This is a genomic window from Phyllobacterium sp. YR620, from assembly GCF_900104165.1.
Taxonomy (GTDB): domain Bacteria; phylum Pseudomonadota; class Alphaproteobacteria; order Rhizobiales; family Rhizobiaceae; genus Phyllobacterium; species Phyllobacterium pellucidum.
This window is the reverse complement of the sequence record NZ_FNJP01000005.1, coordinates 388,805-410,226: the sequence shown is the minus strand read 5'-3', so window position 1 is coordinate 410,226 and position 21,422 is coordinate 388,805. Positions and strand designations below refer to the sequence as shown.

General features: G+C 59.3%; 19 protein-coding genes, 1 pseudogene and 1 riboswitch. Of the genes and pseudogenes, 17 read left to right on the top strand and 3 right to left on the bottom strand.

The window, feature by feature from the left end:
• Positions 1–19: 19 nt before the first annotated feature.
• The 9 genes from BLR72_RS18195 (at position 20) to thiD (ending at position 8,172) form a co-directional block, all read left to right on the top strand.
• The gene (locus BLR72_RS18195) at positions 20–1,087 is read left to right on the top strand and encodes an ABC transporter permease (protein ID WP_027230580.1); all 1,068 of its coding nucleotides are present in this window, start codon (positions 20–22) and stop codon (positions 1,085–1,087) included.
• On the top strand, positions 1,084–2,016 hold the full coding sequence (nikC, locus tag BLR72_RS18190; protein WP_091950792.1) for a nickel transporter permease: 933 nt from the start codon (positions 1,084–1,086) through the stop codon (positions 2,014–2,016). Before BLR72_RS18195 ends, nikC begins: the two co-directional genes overlap by 4 nt.
• Complete coding sequence (locus BLR72_RS18185; RefSeq protein ID WP_091950790.1) at positions 2,013–2,846, top strand: ABC transporter ATP-binding protein; 834 nt, start codon at positions 2,013–2,015, stop codon at positions 2,844–2,846. The genes nikC and BLR72_RS18185 overlap by 4 nt, the downstream gene beginning before the upstream one ends.
• Entirely contained in the window at positions 2,843–3,604 is a 762-nt protein-coding gene (locus BLR72_RS18180) for an ABC transporter ATP-binding protein (protein ID WP_091950788.1), read from the top strand. The genes BLR72_RS18185 and BLR72_RS18180 overlap by 4 nt, the downstream gene beginning before the upstream one ends.
• A gap of 147 nt (positions 3,605–3,751) precedes the next feature.
• A complete protein-coding gene (locus BLR72_RS18175; RefSeq protein ID WP_175492399.1) occupies positions 3,752–4,711 on the top strand; it encodes a TadE/TadG family type IV pilus assembly protein in 960 nt (319 codons plus the stop codon).
• A 48-nt stretch (positions 4,712–4,759) separates the two neighbouring features.
• Positions 4,760–4,862: riboswitch (TPP riboswitch) on the top strand.
• A 103-nt stretch (positions 4,863–4,965) separates the two neighbouring features.
• Positions 4,966–5,709 carry an ABC transporter permease gene (locus BLR72_RS18170; RefSeq protein WP_175492398.1) on the top strand — a complete coding sequence of 248 codons (744 nt, stop codon included), beginning with the start codon at positions 4,966–4,968 and terminating at the stop codon, positions 5,707–5,709.
• A 32-nt stretch (positions 5,710–5,741) separates the two neighbouring features.
• The gene (locus BLR72_RS18165) at positions 5,742–6,704 is read left to right on the top strand and encodes an ABC transporter substrate-binding protein (RefSeq protein ID WP_091950784.1); all 963 of its coding nucleotides are present in this window, start codon (positions 5,742–5,744) and stop codon (positions 6,702–6,704) included.
• Between the two features lie 14 nt (positions 6,705–6,718).
• Complete coding sequence (gene thiE, locus BLR72_RS18160; RefSeq protein ID WP_091950861.1) at positions 6,719–7,381, top strand: thiamine phosphate synthase; 663 nt, start codon at positions 6,719–6,721, stop codon at positions 7,379–7,381.
• Entirely contained in the window at positions 7,378–8,172 is a 795-nt protein-coding gene (thiD, locus tag BLR72_RS18155) for a bifunctional hydroxymethylpyrimidine kinase/phosphomethylpyrimidine kinase (protein WP_091950782.1), read from the top strand. Before thiE ends, thiD begins: the two co-directional genes overlap by 4 nt.
• Positions 8,173–8,374: 202 nt before the next feature.
• Here thiD and BLR72_RS22745 read toward each other — a convergent pair.
• Positions 8,375–8,713, bottom strand: a pseudogene (locus tag BLR72_RS22745) (lytic transglycosylase domain-containing protein); the annotation flags it as partial.
• 379 nt (positions 8,714–9,092) lie between these two features.
• Between BLR72_RS22745 and BLR72_RS18145 the strand changes: the two are divergent.
• From BLR72_RS18145 to BLR72_RS18115, 7 genes are all read left to right on the top strand, one after another.
• Positions 9,093–9,845, top strand: coding sequence for a FadR/GntR family transcriptional regulator (locus BLR72_RS18145; protein ID WP_091950778.1), 753 nt, complete (start codon positions 9,093–9,095; stop codon positions 9,843–9,845).
• Between the two features lie 23 nt (positions 9,846–9,868).
• Positions 9,869–10,846 carry a sialic acid TRAP transporter substrate-binding protein SiaP gene (locus BLR72_RS18140; RefSeq protein ID WP_027230570.1) on the top strand — a complete coding sequence of 326 codons (978 nt, stop codon included), beginning with the start codon at positions 9,869–9,871 and terminating at the stop codon, positions 10,844–10,846.
• Positions 10,847–10,916: 70 nt separating this feature from the next.
• Positions 10,917–11,489, top strand: coding sequence for a TRAP transporter small permease (locus BLR72_RS18135; protein ID WP_091920240.1), 573 nt, complete (start codon positions 10,917–10,919; stop codon positions 11,487–11,489).
• A gap of 3 nt (positions 11,490–11,492) precedes the next feature.
• Positions 11,493–12,899 (top strand): TRAP transporter large permease, encoded by a 1,407-nt coding sequence (locus tag BLR72_RS18130; protein WP_091950776.1) that lies wholly within the window; start codon positions 11,493–11,495, stop codon positions 12,897–12,899.
• Positions 12,896–13,942, top strand: a complete 1,047-nt coding sequence (locus BLR72_RS18125; RefSeq protein WP_091950774.1) for an L-idonate 5-dehydrogenase — start codon at positions 12,896–12,898, stop codon at positions 13,940–13,942. Before BLR72_RS18130 ends, BLR72_RS18125 begins: the two co-directional genes overlap by 4 nt.
• A gap of 192 nt (positions 13,943–14,134) precedes the next feature.
• On the top strand, positions 14,135–14,962 hold the full coding sequence (locus tag BLR72_RS18120; RefSeq protein WP_051614826.1) for a D-alanyl-D-alanine carboxypeptidase family protein: 828 nt from the start codon (positions 14,135–14,137) through the stop codon (positions 14,960–14,962).
• Between the two features lie 286 nt (positions 14,963–15,248).
• Positions 15,249–18,188 carry a glycoside hydrolase family 2 protein gene (locus BLR72_RS18115; RefSeq protein ID WP_091950772.1) on the top strand — a complete coding sequence of 980 codons (2,940 nt, stop codon included), beginning with the start codon at positions 15,249–15,251 and terminating at the stop codon, positions 18,186–18,188.
• A gap of 95 nt (positions 18,189–18,283) precedes the next feature.
• Here the strand turns inward: BLR72_RS18115 and BLR72_RS18110 are convergent, their stop codons facing one another.
• Both BLR72_RS18110 and BLR72_RS18105 read right to left on the bottom strand, forming a co-directional pair.
• Positions 18,284–19,108, bottom strand: a complete 825-nt coding sequence (locus BLR72_RS18110; RefSeq protein ID WP_091950771.1) for an aldo/keto reductase — start codon at positions 19,106–19,108, stop codon at positions 18,284–18,286.
• A gap of 15 nt (positions 19,109–19,123) precedes the next feature.
• The gene (locus BLR72_RS18105; protein ID WP_027230565.1) at positions 19,124–20,308 is read right to left on the bottom strand and encodes an MFS transporter; all 1,185 of its coding nucleotides are present in this window, start codon (positions 20,306–20,308) and stop codon (positions 19,124–19,126) included.
• A 162-nt stretch (positions 20,309–20,470) separates the two neighbouring features.
• Between BLR72_RS18105 and BLR72_RS18100 the strand changes: the two genes are divergently transcribed.
• Positions 20,471–21,409, top strand: a complete 939-nt coding sequence (locus BLR72_RS18100) for a LysR family transcriptional regulator (RefSeq protein WP_091921482.1) — start codon at positions 20,471–20,473, stop codon at positions 21,407–21,409.
• Positions 21,410–21,422 lie beyond the last annotated feature (13 nt).

Genomic DNA, 21,422 nt, shown 5'->3' with positions numbered 1-21,422 from the left:
GGCCCCAAGGGCTGATGCAATGAGCAGTACCGACACACAAATGGAGTCCAGGCGTTCCGGCGCCTGGGCTGGTAATTTTCTCTGGGCAGTAGGACGTTTCCTGCTGATCGGAGTCATCACGTTTTTGGGCCTCCTTGCAGTCACCTTCTTTATTGGGCGGGTAATACCGATCGACCCGGCGCTGGCAATCGTCGGCGACCGTGCCCCCGCGCATGTGGTGGAACGGGTGCGGGAGGAGCTCGGGCTGAACCTACCGCTCTATGAGCAGTTCTTTCTCTACATAAAGGGCATATTGCAGGGCGATTTCGGCAATTCTGTCCTGACGACCAACCCCGTCATGACCGATATCAGGCGGGTTTTTCCGGCAACGATGGAACTTGCAACAATGGGCACGCTCATCGGTGCATGTATCGGCGTTCCGCTCGGCGTACTCGCCGCCGTCAAGCGTGGCAGCCTGATTGACCAGTTCGTCCGCATCATTGGCCTGATCGGCTATTCCGTGCCGATCTTCTGGCTCGGCCTTCTCGCATTGCTGGTTTTCTATGCCAAGCTTGGCTGGACCTCGGGTCCCGGCCGTATCGACGTGGTTTATGAATATACCTTCACGCCCATTACCGGCTTCTATCTGCTCGATGCAGTGATCCAGGGCAATTGGGAAGCCTTCCGCAACATCTTCAGTTTCATCATCCTGCCGGCATCCTTGCTCGGATATTTTTCGCTGGCCTATATCAGCCGCATGACCCGCAGCTTCATGCTGAATGAACTCGAGCAGGAATACATTGTTGCCGCACGCGCAAAAGGCCTTTCCGAAACGCGCATCATCTGGGGCCACGCCCTGCGCAATGCCGCCGTTCCGCTCGTCACCGTCATTGCGCTTTCGTATGCCGGCCTGCTCGAAGGCTCTGTCCTAACCGAGACCGTTTTCTCATGGCCGGGGCTCGGCATGTACATCACCAACTCCCTGCAGAACGCCGATATGAATGCGGTGCTCGGCGGAACCATCGTCATCGGCACGGTCTTCGTTGCCATCAATCTCCTGTCCGATCTGCTCTATCGGGCCCTCGACCCACGGACGCGCGCACGATGACAGACGCAATCAACACGTCGCGGCCCCTGACGCGCCGCGAATGGCTGATGAGCGACCGCCCGCAATCGCGGACGCAGGCGCGACTTGGCCGCGCCTATCTGGTCTGGAGCCGTTTCGCCAGCAACCGCCTTGCCGTTGTCGGGCTCGCCATCATCATCGCCTTGCTGCTGGTTGCTGCCTTTGCGCCGCTGCTGGCGCCGCATTCGCCCGTTGCCGGCGACCTGCGCAATGCGCGCCTGCTGCCGCCCGGTGGTGACTATCTGCTTGGTACTGACGATCAGGGCCGCGATATCCTCTCAAGGCTCATCTATGGCTCGCGCCTGACGCTTTATGTCGTCATTCTCGTTGCGATCATCGCGGCGCCAATTGGGCTGCTCGTCGGTACGATCGCCGGTTACGCCGGCGGTTGGGTCGATGCCGTGTTGATGCGCATTACCGATATTTTCCTAGCCTTCCCCAAGCTCATCCTGGCCCTGGCGTTCGTCGCTGCCCTCGGGCCGGGCATTGAGAATGCCGTTATCGCCATAGCGATAACCTCGTGGCCGCCCTATGCGCGCATTGCCCGCGCCGAGACGCTGACGGTGCGCAACTCCGATTACATCGCCGCCGTCCGGCTGATGGGAGCATCGCCGACGCGCATCGTGCTCCGGCACATCATGCCGCTCTGCCTGTCGTCGCTTATCGTCCGTGTGACGCTCGACATGGCAGGTATCATCCTGACCGCTGCTGGCCTCGGCTTTCTTGGGCTTGGCGCACAGCCGCCCTTGCCCGAGTGGGGTGCCATGATCGCATCGGGAAGGCGTTTTATCATGGACCAATGGTGGGTCGCCGCCATGCCGGGCTTTGCCATCCTCATCGTCAGCCTTGGTTTCAATCTTCTTGGCGACGGGCTGCGCGACGCGCTTGATCCGCGAGGCAACAACCAATGAGCACCATGCTGACGGTTGACGACCTCCGCGTCACGTTTCCGACCCGCACGGGCGCCGTCAACGCGGTGCGTGGCGTGTCCTTCACGCTTGGGCGCGAACGCCTCGGCATTGTCGGTGAATCAGGCTCCGGCAAGTCGCAGACCGGCCGCGCCATCATGGGCCTCACTCCTCCGCATGCAACCATCACCGCAAAGACGCTGAACTTCGACGGCATCGATCTGCTGGAGACGTCCGTCAAGGAACGGCGGGCGCTGCGCGGCAATCGTATCTCCATGATCTTGCAGGATCCGAAATATTCGCTCAATCCGGTCATGAGCATCGGCAGGCAAATCGTCGAAACGCTCCGGACCCACGAGAAGGTCAGCAAGCGCGAGGCGCGCCGACGCGCGCTCGATATGCTGGCCGCCGTCCAGATACGCGACCCCGAGCGCGTCTACGATCTCCATCCGCACGAAGTATCGGGCGGCATGGGGCAACGCGCGATGATCGCCATGATGCTGATCACCGGACCGGAACTGCTGATTGCGGACGAGCCGACCTCCGCGCTCGATGTTACGGTCCAGCTCGACGTGCTGGGCATTCTCGACAATCTGGTGCGCGACAGGGGCATGGGCCTCGTTTTCATCTCGCACGATCTGCGGCTGGTTTCGTCGTTCTGCGACAGGGTCATCGTCATGTATGCTGGCCGCATCGTCGAAGAAATTGCCGCGACGGACCTGCGCAATGCCAAGCACCCCTATACGCAGGGACTGCTGAACTGCATGCCTGAAATAGGTGCCGACCGGCATCCACTGCCGACGCTCGACCGCAAACCGGAGTGGGCAGCATGACGCCGGCGCTGAAGATCGACAATCTCGAAGTGATGTTCAATCGCTTTCGCGCGCTGCGCGGCGTCAGCCTCGAGGTGGTGCCCGGCGAGTCCTTCGGTCTCGTCGGCGAATCCGGTTCGGGCAAATCGACGCTGCTGCGCGCCGTGGCGGGTCTGGCACCCGTGACCGCGGGGACTATCGAGGTCAATGGCAATTTGCTTGGCGCATCGCGCACAAAGGCCTTTTACCGCGAAGTGCAAATGGTGTTCCAGGACCCCTATGGTTCGCTGCATCCGCGTCAGACCGTGGACCGATTGCTCCTTGAGCCGCTGGCCGTACATGGATTCGGCGATATCGAGCGGCGCATCTTGCGGGCGCTTGACGAGGTCGGGCTCGGTTCCAGTTTTCGTTTCCGCTACTCGCACCAGCTGTCAGGCGGCCAGCGCCAGCGTGTCGCCATCGCCCGCGCTCTGATTCTCGAACCATCGATCCTGTTGCTGGACGAGCCAACCTCTGCGCTCGACGCATCGGTGCAGGCGGAGGTGCTGAATCTTCTCGAGCAGATCCGCCGCGACCGCAAGCTGACATTCGTCATGGTCAGCCATGATCTCGCAGTCGTAACGCACATGTGCGACCGGCTGATGGTAATGCAGCACGGCGCGGAGGTTGAACGGCTCACCGCGTCGGAACTTGCCCGCCGCCATGTAACGCGGGACTACACGCGCAACCTCCTTGTCGCGAGCCAAGGTTTTGTCCGCCCTGTCGTTCAAAACGCCTAATGCAGCTTCATCGAACATTTACCATTTGCAGACGCATTTCTTCCCCGACGCCGGTTCCAGGGCAGATCGTGAAAATCTGAACGAATTTCATAAGCCGTCATTTACGCCGGACAACTGATGGTTGCGCTCATCGACTGGAGTGGGGCCATGAAGTATCTACGTCAATTCATAAAAGACCGCCGCGGCGCAACCGCGATTACATTCGGCTTGCTGCTTGTACCGCTCCTGGGGTTTGCCGGGCTCGCCGTGGATTATAGCCGCGCCAGCAATGACCGTTCGCGGCTGCAGAATGCGGCCGACGCCGCGGCGCTTGCGGCAGCCTCGGTTTTCACCGGGTCCAACAAAGCGGCCGCCGAGGCGAGGGCACGTGCCTTCCTCCAGGCCAATCTCGGCCTGCGCGCCGAAGATATCAATTTGAACTTCAGTACCGAAAATCAAAAGGTTTCCATCACCCTTGGCGGCCAGACCAGCACCCTGTTCATGCATGTTCTCAACAAGGACAACATGCCGATCAACGTCAACGCCACGGCGCTGGCGCCATTGAAGCCGACGACGGCCAAGATCACGATCGACAAGGTTACGGGCTACTGGTTCAAGAAAGTTTCGATCATCGTCGTGCGCAATGGCAAGGACGTTGTCGTCGGCACCATCAAATACACCGCGACCGACCATAACCTCTACAACGGTAACGGCGGCGGTAAAACAGACCCGGATATCAATGTTCCGATCACGTTCGACCTCGGTGATTACACCAAGCTGTACCTCAAGATGGAAATCAAGAATGATGGTTGCGACATCGGCTACAAGGACAAGAACGGCGGGAAATCGCGATACGTCGATTGCATTGCCACAAGCGAGTCCGGCTATTCGAAATACAATTCCACGCTGAAGACCGACGACCCGAACACGGTCAACCATCTGTTCGTGGACGGCGTGCAACTGCCGTTGGGATCGAAGCCCCCACTCGATGATCTGATGAATTGTGACAACACGCCCCATAGCCATGCGTGGGAAGACGGCGGCGGCTGGGCCAACCAGGACTTCTACTACAAGATCACGGCCGCCTGTAAATCGGTCGACGGCGAGAACGTTCGCCTGACCCACTAGGACCTGACGCGGCGCGATTGACTTTAATCTCGCGCCGCTCCATCATCGCTTCATTCCGAGGGGGGCACTGTACAGTGCTGAGATAGCGTCGAGCTGGACCCTTGAACCTGATCCGGGTCATGCCGGCGTAGGAACGGGAATTGAGCAAAGTTCGCGCCTTTTCAGCTTCACCTTCGCGCATGACCGGATCTCCAAAAGCAATGGAGTCCAGAGCGTGCCCTACATCCTGACATCTGAACTGCGGCGGTAGCTGCATGCGCCTCGTTATTCGCATGGTCGCGGCGCTTGCCGCCGTCTTTGCTTGCTGGCAAGTGGCGGTCTGGCTGTTCCAGCCTCCGCGATTCATTCTGCCTGGGCCAATTGCGGTGGTGTCGGCGCTTGTCGAACAGCGGCAATATCTTGGCGTCAACGCATCGATCACGCTCATCGAGGTCCTGCTTGGACTGGCATTCGGCGCGCTCGCCGGCATTATTATCGCGCTGCTTGTCGCCGCCATTCCCGCCTTTCGCCATGTCGTCTGGCCGCTTCTTCTTGTCTTGCAGGTATTCCCGGTATTCGCCATCGCGCCGCTGCTTGTCCTGTGGTTCGGCTTTGGACTTGCCTCCAAGGTGGTGATGGCAAGCCTCATCATCTTCTTTCCCGTCGCATCGGCCTTTGCCGATGGCCTGCAGCGAACCAACCGCGACCTCCTCGATGCGGCTTCGCTCACGCAAGCGACGCCGCTCGCAACCCTGCTTCTCGTTCGGGTTCCTAGCGCCTTGCCCTCGCTCGGATCGGGCCTGCGGGTCGCCGCCGTCTTTGCCCCGATCGGCGCCGTGATTGGCGAATGGGTCGGCTCGTCGCGCGGGCTCGGCTTTGTCATGCTGCAAGCCAATGCCCGCATGCAGACCGAAACCATGTTCGCGGCACTGATGATCCTCGCCGCCCTCACCGTGATCCTGCGCTTTCTCGTCGACGCCCTGACCCGCCGCCTTACCCCTTGGGCGCCGCAAACATGAGCAACTCCCATCATCGCAACAAAGGACGACTGATGTTCCGCACACGCTTATCGATCCTCGCCATATGCCTTGCGCTCTGCGCCGCAACCGCGCCCGCCAGTGCCGCCGACAAGTTGACGGTACTGCTCGAATGGTTCGTCAATCCGGACCACGCCCCTCTTATCATCGCCCGCGAGAAGGGATTCTTTGCCGATGCCGGCCTTGATGTGAATCTCATGCCGCCAGCAGACCCGGCCGCACCGCCACGCCTCGTTGCGGCAAAGCAAGCAGAGGTCGCCATCCACTACCAGCCTAATCTCTACCTCGACCATGACACCGGCCTGCCGCTGGTGCGCTTCGGGACGCTGGTGGAAACGCCACTCAACACGGTGATGACGCTGGCCGATGGTCCGATCAAAAGCCTCAAGGATTTGAAGGGCAAGAAAGTCGGCTTCTCGGTCTCCGGGTTCGAGGATGCGATGCTCGGCGCCATGCTCAAGTCCGAAGGCATGTCCATCAAGGACGTGGAACTGATCAACGTCAATTTCGCCCTGTCAGCCTCGCTGATCGCGGGGCAGGTCGATGCGACGGTCGGAGCCTACCGCAACTTCGAACTGACCCAGATGGCACAGGAGGGTCACAGCGGCCGCGCCTTCTTTCCCGAGGAGCACGGCGTGCCGGTCTATGACGAACTCATCTTCGTCACGCACCGGGATCTCGTCACCGACAATCGCCTGCCGCGCTTTCTCGGCGCTGTCGAAAAGGGGGCAATCTATCTGACCAATCACCCGGACGAGAGCTGGCAGATTTTCATCAAGGCCTACCCGGATCTCGACAATCCGCTGAACAGGCAGGCGTGGACGGACACGCTGCCACGCTTCGCCAAACGGCCGGCGGCTCTCGATCGCGGCCGCTACGAACGCCTCGGTGTCTTCCTGCACGAAGCAGGGCTGATCAAATCGATCCCCGCCGTCGGCGACCTCGCCGTCGAACTCTCCCAACCTCCTTCGCTCTGATGAAAGAGAAGATCATGCCAAAAGTAGATTTCCGGCTGAATGCCATTGTCGATGTCGACGCTATTGGCGGCGAGCAAGACCTTGGTGCTCTAGCGCTCGCTGCGGCGCGAGGCGGCGCCACGATCATCCAATATCGCGACAAGAATTCGCCAACACGAAAGATGGTGGAACGTGCCCATGCGATCCGGGCAGCGCTGGGCGGCAGCGGCGTTCCTTTCGTCGTCAACGACCGGGTCGACGTGGCGCTTGCCACGGGTGCCGACGGGGTCCATGTCGGGCGCGAGGACATGCTGGTCGCCGACGTCCGTCGTCTGCTTGGCCCGGATGCGATCATCGGTTTGACGGTGAAGAACGAATCCGATGCCGAAGCCGCCATCGCTGGCGATATCGACTATGCTTGCATCGGCGGGCTGTTCGAAACGCCGGCCAAGCACAATCCCGACGGTCCCATCGGCTTTGACGGCTATCAACGTCTGGCGCAGATCATTCGGGCGAAGAAGCCCGACCTGCCGATCGGCGCTATTGCCGGCCTCGATCTCGCGCGCGCTGCACCGGCCATCAAAGCCGGAGCCGATGGCATAGCGGTCATTTCGGCCATTTTTCGGCAGGTCGACCCGAAGGCCGCTGCGCAAATACTGCGCGAGGCAGTGGACAAGGCGCTCGAGGCACGGCGATGACCGCGATCGCATTGACCATTGCCGGTTCCGATAGCGGCGGCGGCGCAGGTGTCCAGGCGGACCTGAAGACCTTCTCGGCGCTTGGCGTCTACGGCGCGAGCGTCATCACAGCCATCACCGCCCAGAACACAAAGGGCGTGACAGCAATCGAAAATCTCTCGCCTTCGATCATAAGCGCGCAGATCGATGCCGTTCTGTCAGACATTGACGTGGCCGCGATCAAGATCGGCATGGTCTCCGCAGTGGCAGCGATCGAGAGCATTGTCAACGGCCTGCGCGGCTGGCACCGGGCGCTCGTTATCGACCCGGTGATGGTCGCGACCTCAGGTGATCGGCTACTCGAACCCGGAGCCATCGATGCGTTGCGGCAGGTGCTTCTCCCCAAGGCAACCCTCGTCACACCCAACCTTGCGGAATCAGCCCTGCTGACCGGGCGGCCCGTCGCAGGCGATGCGGCTGAAATGGTGCGCCAGGCCGAGCTTCTGCTGGCTGTCGGTGCTTCAACAGTCTTGATCAAGGGCGGCCATGGCAGCGGATCGGAAAGCAGCGATCTTCTGTGCGACGGAAAAACGCAAGAATGGTTTTCCAGCCCCCGCATTGCCACGGACAACGACCATGGAACCGGCTGCACGCTTGCCTCGGCCATCACGGCTGAACTGGCCAAGGGCGAGATTCTGGCCGATGCCGTGGCGCACGCCAAGGATTACGTGACGTCAGCGATGCTCGCGGGCAGTGAGCTCAAAGTGGGGCGGGGGCGCGGACCCGTGCACCATTTCCACCGGTGGTGGTAGGCACGATCGTGGAGGCCAGCAAATCCTGCCGCTCGAAGGGCAGCGGGATCACCGCCGGAAACACCACCTTGCCGTCGGCATAGGCAAGTTCCGTCGGCGTCATGAGGGCGCTCGTCGCCTGCGCGGCGGGGGCCGTGCTTGCTTCCGATGACGTCGCAACAAGAGCGGTCTGTACGGGCTCCGCCGAAGGTTCGAGCACGTCGAGCATGCCCTTCTGCTTGGCCTGATAGTAATACCCGCGTGAATAGAGGCGGACTGCCTGGTCCGGATTGCTGTCCGCCACCTTATAGGCGCCAGCGAGATACTTCACCCCGTATTTGAGGTTGGTCTCCGCATCGAGCAGATCCTTGGCGTTGCCATCATGGCCGAGGCCGCGTGCAGTCGCTGGGAGCAATTGCATAAGCCCCCAATAGGGCCCGTTGCGTGCCTGGGGGTTAAAACGGCTTTCACGCTTCACGACACGGCGAACAAGGGATTCCGGCACAGCATAGGCAACCGAGTATTTTGTGATCAGGCCATCGACGGATTTGTCGGATGTCTTGGCTGCAGGCCGTGAGTCAGTTGCGGCCACGCGTGGCGCAGCCTCTGGAACCGGGATCGATGCCGCGCTCGGCAGCTTGGGATCGGTTGTCGAGCAAGCACCCAGAACCAAGGTAAGGCTCAGGGCGGCGAAGGCGCGCGGCAATCGGTTTTGAGGCAGCATTGGTCACCGGTCGAAGAAGTCTGAGTATCGAGATTTCTCTTAGCTTGTTCGCGTGTGCCGACGGCAATCACTTTCCGATACAATGTGTAACAATTGCCTGAGATCGAGGCGCGAGTTGTGCCGGGTTGACTCCAACATATATATCAATGTATCAGTTAATGATTGGTAAGGCCAGTTTACCAGTCATGCGCGGAGAGGAGCCGTGCGGGGAGGTCCAATGTTCGCAGCGATCCAGCCGCGCCGCCTGTATCAGCAGGTCGCGGAACAGATCCGTGATTTGATCGAGTGCGGTTCGTTCGCAGTTGGCGAACGATTGCCCGGCGAACGCGAACTTGCCGAGGAACTTGGTGTTTCCCGCCCGACAATCCGCGAAGCGCTCATTGCGCTGGAAGTCGAAGGACTGATCCATATCCGCATGGGTTCGGGCGTTTACGTCACCAATCAACGCAAAGAAAAGCCTGTGCTCGCCCCCTCGGACGACCTCGAAGGTCCGTTCGAACTGCTGCGTGCGCGCTCGCTCATCGAATGTGCGATCGTCGAGGAAGCCGCCAAAGTGGTGACGCCGGTTCAGGTCGAAGCCATGGATGCCGTGCTGACCAGGATGGCGAAAACCTTCAATAATCCGCATGCTTCGATTGCGCTCGACCGGACGTTTCACACCACCATCGCCGGCATCATAGAGAATGCCGTGCTCGAGCGGTTCGTCGGACAGCTCTTCGATCAGCGCATGACACCGTTTTTTGAGCGGCTTGCGAGCTACTTCGAGAGCGCGGTTTCCTGGCGCGAGGCATTTGCCGAACACCGGGCAATTCGTGATGCGATCGCTTCGGGCGATCCTGCTCGCGCCAAGGCGGCGATGCAGTTCCATCTGCAACAATCACAATCGAGATTTTCCAGGAGCTTCGAGGACGAACTCGAAAGCGAGAAAGGTCATCCGCCGAAAGGCTCGACACGAAACACCACGATCTGATTTCAATCTGGGAGGAGAAGGACATGAAGATCAAGCTTATGGCCATTATGGGAGCGGTGGCCGCGCTCGCACTTTCGGCTGCTGCGGCACAGGCCCAGACCGCTCTGAAATGGGCGCACGTCTATGAAACTTCGGAGCCGTTCCACACGGAATCCGTCTGGGCCGCCGAAGAAATCAACAAGCGCACCAATGGGCGCTACAAGATCGATGTTTTCCCGGCTTCACAGCTCGGCAAGGAAGCGGACATCAACCAGGGCCTGAAGCTCGGCACCGTCGATATCATCATTTCGGGATCGAGCTTCGCAGCGCGCGATTTCAAGCCGATCGGCGTGACCTATTTCCCCTATATTTTCCGCGGTCCCGAGCATTTGATCGCCTATACGAAAAGTGACGTCTTCAAACGTCTCGCCGCTGGCTATGAGGAAAAGACCGGCAACCACATCGCCGCCGTCAGCTATTACGGCACCCGCCAGACCACGTCCAACAAGCCCATCAGCAAGTGTTCGGACATGCAGGGCCTGAAGATCCGCGTGCCGGACGTTCCCGCCTATCTTGCCATGCCGCGCGCCTGCGGCGCCAACACGACGCCGATCGCCTTCGCCGAAGTCTATCTCGCTCTGCAGAATGGCACGGTCGAGGCCCAGGAAAATCCGCTGACAACGATCGAAGCCAAGAAGTTCTACGAAGTGCAGAAGAATATCGTTCTGACCGGCCATATTGTCGACCATCTCAATACGGTCGTCTCAAAGCAGCTCTGGTCGAGCCTGTCCGACGAGGACAAGAAGATCTTCGGCGAGGTCATGCAGGAAGCGGCCGAGCGTACGACCAAGAATATCGAGGAGAAGGAAAAGGCGCTCGTTGCGACATTCAAGGAAAAGGGCATCAACGTGACCGAGGTCGACAAGGCCGACTTCGAAAAGACGGTGATGGAGAAGGTGAAGTTTGAGGACTTCGGCTACGAGAAGTCCGACTGGGAGGCCATTCGCGCCATCAAGGAATAATCCGCGGGGGGGCCGGGCGGCTGGTCCGCCCGGCATTCCATCACTTGGATGCGAAGACCGGAGAATGCCCATGGCAAAGGAAGTCCACACACAGGTTACGGCCGAGGAGATCGCCCATTCCTTCGAGGATGCGGCGCCGGTGGCCGACGTTTCGGATTATGCGATCGAAGACTGGCTGACGCTCGCCGTATTCTGGCTCATGACAGGCTGCGTGTTTCTGCAGTTCTTCACCCGCTACGTCCTTAACAACAGCTATGCCTGGACCGAGGAGATAGCCACCAACTGTCTCATCGCGGTCGTCTTCCTCGGCTCTGTCATGTGCGTGCGCCTGTCCCGCCACATCCAGGTCGACGTCCTCTATCACTATCTCCCGGCTTCCGTTGCCCGGGCCCTGTCGACTTTCGTCGACATCGTCCGCATCGGCTTTTTCGCCTATGCCGTGTGGCTGATGTGGCGTTACACGCAGATCGTTGCCGAGGAACGTATGGTCACCGTCGACCTGCCGCGCAATATGGTCTTTTACGCCGTATTCGTCGCATTCGTACTGATGCTCTTCCGCTCGGTTCAGGTTTTCATCGCCAATATGCGCCGCGGCTATTCGGTGCTCGAGCGGCCCGAGGAATTTCACAAGGTAGAGGATTGATCCATGTTGTTGCTCGTCGGAACCTTTCTCTTCCTTATGCTCGTCGGCGTGCCGGTGGCGATCTCCATGGCGGTCGCCTCGGTGCTTTATCTCGTCTTCTTTGGCGTGGCGCCCGACATCATCGTTGCGCAGCGCATGATTGCCGGCGTCGAGAGCTTTCCCTTGCTCGCCGTGCCGTTTTTCATCCTCGCAGGCAATCTGATGAATTCGGCAGGCGTTACCGGACGCATCTACTCTTTTGCGGTCGCGCTTGTCGGCTGGATGAAGGGAGGCCTGGCGCAGGTCAATATCATCGGCTCGGTCATTTTCTCAGGCATGTCCGGTACGGCTCTTGCCGACGCTGCGGGCATTGGCACCATCGAGATCAAGGCGATGAAGGATCACGGTTATCCGATTGAAGCGGCTGTCGGCGTGACCGCCGCCTCTGCGACCCTTGGCCCGATCTTTCCGCCGTCGCTGCCCTTCGTCATCTACGGCATGATGGCCAATGTGTCGATCGGCGCGCTGTTCATGGCCGGCATCGTGCCCGGCGTCGTCATGACAGTGCTGATGATGCTCACGGTCGCCATCTTCGCCTATGTCAAGCGCTGGGGCTCTGACGCGCCCTTCGAAATCAAGCAGCTTCTCGAAGCTTCGCTTGAGATCGTCGTCGTCTTCAGCGTACCGCTTGTCATCTATCTCCTGACCCTGACCGGGCTATCGGTCAACGTCTCCGTCGGCATCGCTCTCGTGCTGCTTCTAGCCGCCGACTGGTATTTCGACTTCTCGGCGGTCATGGCCCTGATGACCCCGGTCATCCTGATCGGCGGCATGACCATGGGCTGGTTCACGCCCACTGAGGCGGCTGTCGCTGCAGTGCTCTGGTCGCTGTTCCTCGGGCTCGTCCGCTACCGCACCATGACCCTGTCGAGCCTTGCCAAGGCAAGCTTCGACACCATCGAGACAACGGCATCGGTGCTCTTCATCGTTACGGCGGCGTCGGTATTCGCGTGGCTGTTGACCGTGAGCCAGGCAGCGCAGCTCCTGTCGACGGCGATCCTTTCCATCACGGAAAACAAGTGGGTGTTCCTCATCCTCGTCAACCTGTTGATGCTCTTCGTCGGGTGTTTCCTTGATACGATCGCAGCGATCACGATCCTTGTACCGATCCTTTTGCCGCTCGTTCTCAAGTTCGGAATCGACCCCGTGCATTTCGGCCTGATCATGACGCTCAACCTGATGATCGGACTTCTGCATCCGCCGCTCGGCATGGTATTGTTTGTCCTGTCGCGGGTAGCAAAACTTTCCGTCGAACGCACCACCATGGCGATACTGCCCTGGCTCGTGCCGCTCTTTATCGCCTTGATCGCCATAACCTTCATCCCGGCGATTACACTTTGGCTGCCAACACAATTGGGTCTGATCAGATGAGTATGAAAGGCATAGCTGCAACACTCTTCGGCGCGGAGGATCTTCGCGTCGTCGATATCGATCTTGGCGAGCTCGCACCGAACATGGTCCGGGTCAAGTTCGGCGCCGGCGGTATCTGCGGTTCGGACATGCACTATTACCGACACGCGCGGACCGGCGATTTCATCGTTACTTCGCCCCTGATCCTTGGCCATGAGATCGCCGGCGAAGTGATCGCCGTTGGCAGCGGTGTTGCTTCGGTGGCTGTCGGCGATCACGTCGCAGTCAACCCGTCGCGCTGGTGCGAGAAATGCGTCTACTGCCATGAGGGCCGACCCAACCTGTGCGAAAATATCTACTTCATGGGCTCGGCTTCGAAAACCCCGCACATGCAGGGTGGATTTGCCAGCGTTTTCGATGCGACGGCGGCACAATGCGTCAAGGTGCCAGCCGATTTGCCGTTTGAGGCCGGCGCCCTCGCGGAGCCGCTCGCCGTGTGCCTGCACGCGGTGCGGCGCGCCGGCCACGTCAAGGGTTTCTCGACCATCGTCTTTGGGGCAGGGCCGATCGGACTTCTGACAATGCTCGCCCTGAAACATGCCGAGGCGGGGTCGGTGACGATGGTCGATGTCGCGGCAGCGCCGCTGAAATTTGCCGAAAAACTCGGCGCCGACCAGATCGTCGACCTGTCGAAGGGCGAAGAACAGTTGGCGGCGCTGGCCAAGGCGACACCGTTCGATATCGCCTTCGAAATCTCCGGGACCGCCGCAGGGCTGGCCTCGGCGATCCGCACCGTGCGGCGCGGCGGAACCGTGGTCCAGGTCGGCAATCTTGCAGGCGGCACCATCCCCGTGCCTGCCAACGCGGTCATGGCCAAGGAACTTGATCTCGTCGGCACCTTCCGCTTCGGCGAAGAGTTCTTCGAGGCGGTCGAACTGATTGTCGAGGGCAAGATAGACGTGCTGCGGCTGGTGACGGCTCAATATCCGCTCAGCGGTGCTCCGGAGGCGTTTCTGACCGCGCTCGACCGCTCGCGCAGCGTGAAGGTCGTTTTGACCGCGTAGGCGGCAGCGGCGATTTGTGCCCATTGCGGCGCTTGGCGAAGCCGATGAAATCGGTTACCAAGCGCCGGTAACGCCGATTTATTAACGATCCCGCGATAGAATTCTGCTTCTGTCGCGAGTGGAACGATCCGGAAGACAAACGTGGGGCGAGTTCTTAGGGCTTTGTATTCGTTTTCGAAATCCGTGGCTTTGATGGGTGTGATCCTCGGTGTCGCAAGTGGTTGCACCACGGCAGCGACGCTTGATCCGACGCCATCCGCAGTGGCGGTCCTGCCGCTGAATTCCGAGAAATATGCTTCTGTCGTCGTCGATGGCAGTACCGGGGTCGTGCTTTATTCGGCGAACGCCGATCTGCCGCGCATTCCGGCATCATTGACCAAGATGATGACGCTCTACCTCACATTCGAAGCCCTGCAGTCCGGCCGCATCACGAAGTCGACGCTTATTCCGATGTCGGCTCATGCCGCCTCGCAGGCGCCCAGCAAGCTCGGCGTCCGCCCGGGTCAGGCCATCGATGTCGATACGGCGATCAAGGCGATCGTGGTAAAATCGGCCAACGACGTCGCGGTCGCGCTCGCCGAATATCTCGGCGGCAGCGAAGAGCAGTTTGCGGCGCTGATGACCGAGAAGGCGCGCCGCCTCGGCATGAAGGGCACCAACTTCCACAACGCCTCCGGCCTGCCTGATCCGCAGCAGATCACCACGGCGCGCGACATGGCCCTCCTCGGCCTTGCCTTGCGACGGCACTATCCGGGCCAGTACTATTACTTTGCCGTGCATGAATTCGCCTTCAACGGCAAACTGATCCGCGGGCACAACCGCGTCCTCGATCAGGTCAACGGCGCCGACGGCATCAAGACCGGCTATGTACGGGCTTCCGGCTTCAACATCGTCACCTCGGTCAGCGACAATGGGCGACAGCTCGTTGCCGTCGTGATGGGCGGCGATACGGCGCGAAGCCGCGACGCGCAGGTCGTGAACCTCGTGAACCAATACCTTCCCCAGGTGGCATCGCGATAAAATCGAGAGGTTAGCCGCCGCGACGAGACGGGATGGTCGCGAAATTCGAAATGGTGCTTTGCAATATATACCGGCAGTGAAAACCCAATGCATTAGTATTTTTCGAAACTGAACGCCATATTGCGTCGCAATATTATCTACCGTAAGATACAGCCAATAGAAATTGGTATTACTTTGAAATTTTGATACTTTAGTTTATTAGACTAAGTGTTTAATACATCAACATAGACTTGTGTATTTCTGCGTGACATCTTCTAAATCGATTAGATTTGGGAGGATTTTAGTCATGGATACGACCCGTAGACGTTTTTTGACGCAAGGCGCCATTCTGGTCGCCGGCGGTATTGTCAGTGCCTGCGATAAGGACAATGCCAAGCCCGTGGCAGAGACCACGTTCGAAACGCCAGCGGCGCCGCCGACCACGCCGCCTGTCACCCCAACTGTCGAATTGCCTATTGAGCTGCCACCTGTCGTGCCCGAGGCGCCGATGAAGTCCATGGCAGGCACGCGGGTTCTCAACGGGGGCTGGACTTTCCAGGATGCGAAGAATGTACCCGAGATCATCCCTGCGGGCGATATTTCAAAAGAGGACTATTCAGCGGAGAAATGGCAAACTGCGGCCGTGCCCGGGACAGTTCTCACCAGCATGGTGAACAATGGCGTCTATCCTGAGCCGCTCTATCGCCAGATCGTCACCAAGCTCATTCCAGATACGCTGAAAGACAGCGATTACTGGTATCGGGCCGCAATCGAAATTCCCGTTTTGGAAGCGGGTCAACGCTTCTGGCTACGGTTCGACGGGATCAACTATTTGGCCGACATCTGGCTCAACGGTCAAAGCGTGGGCCGTATCGAGGGCGCGTTCAAGCGCGGCTACTTCGATGTGACCGACATCATCAAGGACAAGCCGGGGCAGAACGCTTTTCTCGCTGTCAAAGTCTACAAGCTCGAGTTCACCGAAGGGCCATCGCTTCCGAGCTTCAAGAGCGGCGTGACCCGTGGCGGCCGCAATGGCGGCAGGACCGGAACAACCCTACGCAACGGGCCCACATTCTTCTGCGTCGCCGGATGGGATTGGGTGCCGACTATCCCCGATCGTTGCATAGGCATCTGGCAGCCCGTCTATAGTTTCACAACCGGCGCTTTGAGGATCACCGACGTGCGCATTGATCCGGTGATCGCTGATGACTTGACGATCGCCGATCTGGCTATAGACGTCACCTTAGTCAATCACGGCGGCTCGGAAAAAGCTGGCGTAATCGCGGGCAGGATAGGGGACATTGAGTTCAAACATGCGATCGAATTGCCCGCTGATGGGCAGGCAAAGACCGTAACCTTGACGTCGACCGATCTGCCGCAACTACTGCTCAAGAACCCAAAGCTCTGGTGGCCGAACGGCTATGGCGACCCCTATCTCTACCCTGTGTCGATCAGGGTGGATGTCGGCGACACAACCTCAGACGTCCGCGAGCTCAAGTACGGAATACGCAAGATTCAATACGTGCGTCCAAGAGGAGCCAACAACGATCTCGGGATCACGATCAACAACCTGCCAATTCTTGTCATGGGCGGCAATTGGGGTCTCGACGAGGCATTGAAGCGCGTACCGCGGGAGCGCGTATTCAACGCGGTCCGGCTGCACCGGGATGCAAACTTGAACCTGATCCGCAACTGGAACGGTCAAAGCACGAGTAAGGACTTCTTCGAGGCGTGCGACGAGTACGGAATACTCGTCTGGCAGGATTTCTTCTACTCGACGGAAGGCTATGGTTCTTCAGGCACATACAATGTCGATCGATATCTGGACAATGTCCGCGATGTCATTACCAATTACCGCAATCACGCCTCGATCCTGCTGTGGTGTGGCGGCAATGAAGGCAAGCCGGAAAATCAAAAGCTCGTCGATGGCCTGGACAAGCTCGTTGCCGAGCTTGACCCCAAGCGCGAATGCCTGACAAGTTCTGCAGGAGACACCAACGAACAATACGCAGGGTCCAAGCTGGATGGCTACAGTTCGGGTGGACCCTATCACTGGGTTGCTCCGAAATCGCACTTCAGTACGGTCACCAGCGATTCCTCCATGCCGTTTCACAATGAGATGGGCTCTTATTCCATCCCGACGCTCGAATTTGTCCAGTCGATGTTGCCCGAGCAATCCTGGCAATGCCCCGACGATTACTGGGCTGACCGGGACATCAATGCAAATGGCGGCAACGGTAACGGCTCGTCCGGAGGGGGAATCTTCGGTGCCACGGCGGGCCGCTATGGCAAGCTTGCAAACCTTGCCGACTTTGTCCGCAAGGCGCAATTGATGAACTACGAATGCATCAAGGCGATTTACGAAGCGCATGCCGTCAATTTCGGACCGATAACGCCGACCGTGACCTCTACGTCGATGGGCGTCATCAAGTGGATGAGTCACCCCGCCCAGCCAAGTTTCGTCTGGCAGATGTATAGCTACGATATGGAGCAGCATTCCTCCTTCTTTGCCGTTAAAAACGGCTCGAAGCGGGTCAATGTCGTCATGAATGCTTTGACGAGGATAGTCAACGTGGTCAACCAAAGCGCAGAGCGGGTGAAGGGCAGCGTCGATATCAGCGTATACAATCTCGATGGCAGTCTGGTGGTTCGCACTGTTCAAAACGTCAGTCCAGTTGCTGCCGCATCTGCGGCGAAGATTATCGATATCAGTGCCAAGATCGCAGCGGCCACCTCAGCTGTGTGTTTCGTATCACTGAAATTCTCAAATTCCGTTGGCCAGGTACTGGCGGAAAATTTCTACTGGTATCAAAAAAACAATGCCGACAAAGATTATACCAGCATGGAAACCATCCCGCTGGCGGCGCCCTCCATTGCTGCACGAAGGGTGGAGGAAAAGGATGGTAAGGCCAAGATAGCGGTTGCGGTCGAGAATGCCGGTACGGCCATTGCAGTCATGGTGCACTTGCAACTCTTTGACAGGAAAACCAACAAGCGCATTCTTCCGGCCTTTTTCAGCGATAACTACCTCAATCTTCTCCCTGGCGTGAAGCGTGAGGTGACAATCGAGGTGCCGCTGCAGGAGGGGGTTACGTACGACTTTGGCGTCCGTGTAGATGGGTTCAACTTTGGTCCCGATGCCAAGCTTGATGCGAGCGGTAGCGTTCCGGTGGTTCGCAATGAGAATGCGCTGGCAATCGCGCCTAGCCCGGGCATCACGTTCAACAACTGCGCGGCGCCTCAGTAACTACGGGCAGCCTGTACCTCAGACGCGAATGGCGGTCCCTTAGGGGCCGCCATTGGCTTATCCAAAGCATGAATGGGCGCAAAATGCGCGCCCGATCAATCCCATTTCGGCGCAAGATGACCGGGATTGACGATCCGCCCGTTCGGACGGGCCAGGGCATGCAGCGCTTGCATCTCGTCGTTTGAAAGCTCGAAGTCGAAGATGTCGAAATTGGCCTTTGCGCGTTCCGCGCTCACCGTTTTCGACAGTGCAACCACGCCTTGCTGCTGCACCAGCCAACGCAGCACCACCTGTGCCGCGCTCTTGCCGTGGGCGGCCGCGATCGCCTTGATTGCCGGGTCGTCGATGACCTTGCCGTCCGCCATGGCATAATAGGCGGTGATGCTCATGCCGGCCTTGCGCGCCGCGTCGAGCACGGCGCTTTGGTCGAGATAGGGATGGTATTCGACCTGGTTGGTGACGATCGGAGCCTTGCTGAGCTTGACTGCTTCAGCCATCAGCGCCGTGTTGAAATTGCTGACGCCGATGTGGCGAACCTTGCCCGCATCGCGCACTTCGTTGAGCGCGCCGATGCGCTCGGCAAGGGGCACATCGCTTTGCGGCCAGTGCAGGAGAAGAAGATCGACATAGTCAGTCTTCAGCTTCTTGAGGCTCTCATCCACCGACCTGACGAAGGCGTCGTGACGATACTTGTCCACCCACACCTTCGTGGTAAGGAACACATCGCCGCGAGCGACGTCCGAATTGGCAATGGCTTCGCCAACTTCGGCCTCGTTGCCGTAGATCTGTGCGGTATCGACGTGGCGGTAGCCGAGCTTCAATGCGGCCGGCACCATGCGCAGCACATCGCTGCCCGGCATGCGGAAGGTGCCGAAGCCGATTGCGGGGATTTCTGCGCCATTGGTATTAACGTTAAACATGGTTTTTCCTTTGACTTAGCAGGTGGCCAGTACTGCGGCCGAAGCGCGCCTATCGAGCATCTGGCTCCAGAGCGTCAGGCCGAGGGCTCCGACGACGAGAAGAGCACCGACCCATGGCGTTGCGCCAAGGCCGAGCGGGGAGGCGACAATGATGCCACCAAGGAATGCCCCGCCAGCTATGCCGAGGTTGAAGGCGGCAATATTGAGCGCCGAGGCGACATCGACTGTATCGGGCGTGTGGACCTTTGCAAGCTGTACTACGTAGAGTTGCAACCCCGGAACATTGGAGAAGGAGAGCGCGCCAAGGGCGGCGAGCGTCACCAGCGACCAGACCGGCGATACGGCAGTGATGGTGAAAAGGGCAAGCACGGCAGCCTGCAGGCCGAACATGACCACAAGCGCGCCGACTGGATTGCCATCGGCAATACGCCCGCCCACCATATTGCCCACCGCGATCGCGAGGCCATAGAGCACGAGAATGAGGCTAACAGTGGATTCGCCGAAGCCCGTGATCTGCTGCAGCACTGGAGCGAGAAATGTGAACATGACGAAGGTGCCACCATAGCCGAGTGCGGTCATGCCGAAGGCGAGCAGTAGACGGCCGTTCGCAAGAACACGCACCTGGTCGATCAGGCGGGCAGGTGCCGCCTTGGCGATCTGCGAAGGCAAGAGGATGGCAATCGCCGCGAAAGCGATGACGCCGAGGCCAGATACGGCCCAGAATGTGGCGCGCCAGCCAAGCTGCTGGCCGATGAAGGTGCCGAGCGGCACGCCGGTGACGATCGCGACGGTAAGGCCGAGAAACATCATGGCGATGGCAGAGGCGCGACGGTTGGGGGCAACGAGATCGGCGGCAATCGTCGCTCCTACGGAGAAGAAAACCCCGTGGGCAAAAGCGCTGAGCACGCGCGCGACGAGAAGCAGCTCATAGCTTGGCGCAAGTGCCGCAGCCGTGTTGCCGATGATGAAGAGCACCATCAGCCCGAGCAACAGCGGCTTACGCTCGATGCGGCCGGTAAGAGCGGTGAGGATCGGCGCGCCAAAGGTCACGCCGAGCGCGTAGACGCTGACAATAAGCCCCGCGAGCGGCAGGGAGATGTTGAGATCGTTGGCGACCGTGGGTAGTAGGCCAACGATGACGAACTCCGTCGTCCCGATGGCATAGGCGCTGATTGTCAACGCCAGAAGAGCAAGAGGCATTGTGCTGTCCTTTTCAAAACGGCGATCTTGGGAACCGGCCGCAAATTGAGTATGTCGAACCTGGAGTCCGTTGCGGTGAATATGGCTTGCGGCGATTACCTTGATAATCGGGGTGCAACGCGCAATACTTGTGACGCGGGTTCACAAATGGCGCGTTTCGAGATGGATAACCGGGCTGGAGAAATGGACGTGTTCGTTCAAGCCGTGGAGCTCAACAGCTTTTCTGCGGCGGGGCGACGCCTTGGTCTGTCACCGTCTGCCGTCAGCAAGATGATCAGCCGCATCGAGGAGAGGCTTGGCACGCGGCTTCTCGTCCGCTCGACACGCACCTTGCAACTCACGCCTGAAGGCGAGGTCTATCATCAGCGTGCCATGCGCATCGTCGCCGAGATCGAGGAGGCCGAGCGGGCGGTCGCCCATGGTGCATCGGCCAAGCCGCGCGGCCTGCTGCGCGTCAACTCGTCTGTGCCTGTTGGTGTCACCTGCGTTTTGCCGCTCGTGCCGAAGTTTCTCGAGCAATATCCCGATGTCAGGCTGGATGTTTCGCTGAGCGACGGCGTTGTCGACCTTATCGAGGAGCGGGCTGACATAGCGATCCGCGTCGGCCCCATGCGCAATTCGGCATTGAAGGCGCGCAAACTCTTCGAAAGCCGCGTCGTCGTTATCGCATCGCCGGATTATCTCGACAGGCATGGAGTGCCGGAGCGTCCAAGTGACCTGCAGCACCACAATTGCCTGAATTTCAACTTTCGCCGCACCTTGAACGAGTGGCCTTTTCGTAATCTGCAATCAAAGGAAACAGAACTCCTGGCCGTTTCTGGCAATTTCATCTCCAATAACGGTGAAACCGCCCAGCAGATGTGTGTCGCTGGACTTGGAATTGCGCGGCTCGGCCTGTTTCATGTGATCGATGACCTTCGAGCAGGCCGTCTGAAAGTGCTTCTCGAGCCATATAATCCCGGCGACCTTGAACTCATCCATGCGGTCTTCGTCGGCCATGAATATCTGGCGGCAAGAGTCCGCAGTTTCGTCGATTTTCTGGTAGAGAATATTGGACCGTGCGATGAACTCTCGGTTCCTGAAGCAGCGAAAGCTGGCTGATCGAAATCATGCC